This window comes from Synechococcus sp. R6-5, assembly GCF_047461775.1.
GTDB lineage: Bacteria > Cyanobacteriota > Cyanobacteriia > Thermostichales > Thermostichaceae > Thermostichus.
The window spans coordinates 1-1,258 of the sequence record NZ_JANSHV010000257.1; the positions used below are offsets into that span (position 1 = coordinate 1).

The 1,258-nt window shown below is 57.9% G+C and carries 1 protein-coding gene; it reads right to left on the minus strand.

What is annotated here, in order from left to right; all coding sequences use genetic code 11:
- Positions 1–5: 5 nt before the first annotated feature.
- On the minus strand, positions 6–1,133 hold the full coding sequence (locus tag NW818_RS12365) for a transposase (protein WP_414424720.1): 1,128 nt from the start codon (positions 1,131–1,133) through the stop codon (positions 6–8).
- Positions 1,134–1,258 lie beyond the last annotated feature (125 nt).

Sequence of the window (1,258 nt, forward strand, 5' to 3'; positions counted from 1 at the left end):
ATTTGCTACCGTACAGAAAATCCGTTCGTCTCTTGCAGAGTGGCACATCGGTTCGCTGGGAAGCGAAAGCTGACAGGAACACGTTTACCTTCGCGATGGGCGTAGCACAACGCACGGATGCCAATTTGAAACTGGCTGAGGTCACAGCGGTCGCTGCGATGAAACTGGCGAACCCAATTCTGTTCTTGAGCAAACACGGCCAGCGTATGCACCCACACATAGGCCAAACTTGTGGCAATCAGTAACCGCGCCAGACGCTCCGGATCGCTCAGGTGACTTTTCTGGATGTGAAAGCCGCGACTCTTATGGTTGGCAAACAGGCGCTCAATCCGAAAGCGCATCCGGTAGTGCGCCACCGCCGCGTCGGCATCGGTCAACGAGCTAATCAGATAGATCGGCGCGTCCTGATCGTCGTCCCACACTCCTATCACCAGGACTGGCCCGTACCGCGCCAGCGTCATCTCCACATCGGCAATCGCAACCGATTCCCCACGTGTGATGGGCAGATCGCCGACCGTGAAGACTCGATCGTGAGCGTAGATCGTGATGTTGCTGGCGGTGCGACAGACATAGTCCCATTCCAGCGCGCGGATCGTCGCCTGCAACGCGACGCCATCAAACTCGCCATCGCCCAGCACGACCACTGTGGCTGTGGTCGGAATGACCTGTTGAAGGCGCTCAATCACTGCACAATGCAGTTCTTGGGGCAAATGTCCCTTTTTGCCTTTCACGACCGTCCAGAGCAGTGGGATAGCCCGTCCTTGATACAGCACACTGGCCATCAACACGACACAGCCGCGCCCAGCTGTCGTGCCATCGAGCACGATCGTCAGCGGCGTGTGGGCCAAGCCCGCCACAACCGCGCGGGCAAATGGCAGCCACAGCGCCTCGGGCGTGATGGCATCGTGCTTCACCCAGCGCCGAAAGCGGGTGATGATACTTTCATTCTTGCGCCCACGGATCGGGACGTGATCGGCGATCAGGGCGAACTGGACGTGCCGGGCGCTAACAATTCCACAAATCAACAAGGCCAACGTGTTCAGGTGCCGCTCGTCGTGACTGTCGCGGCGCGTGTGCAGGGCATGCGCCAGGGTCCGTTTGATGGTACGATAGGTCTGGAAGCTGATGGGCATGGTCTTCTCCAGTCGTCAGGTTTGGTCACCATGACGAAAGGATACCATTGCGCATCGGCTTCCATTTTCCCTGGCGGAATACCGTCACACGACAACTCGCTCATATTTTCTGTACGGTAGCAAAT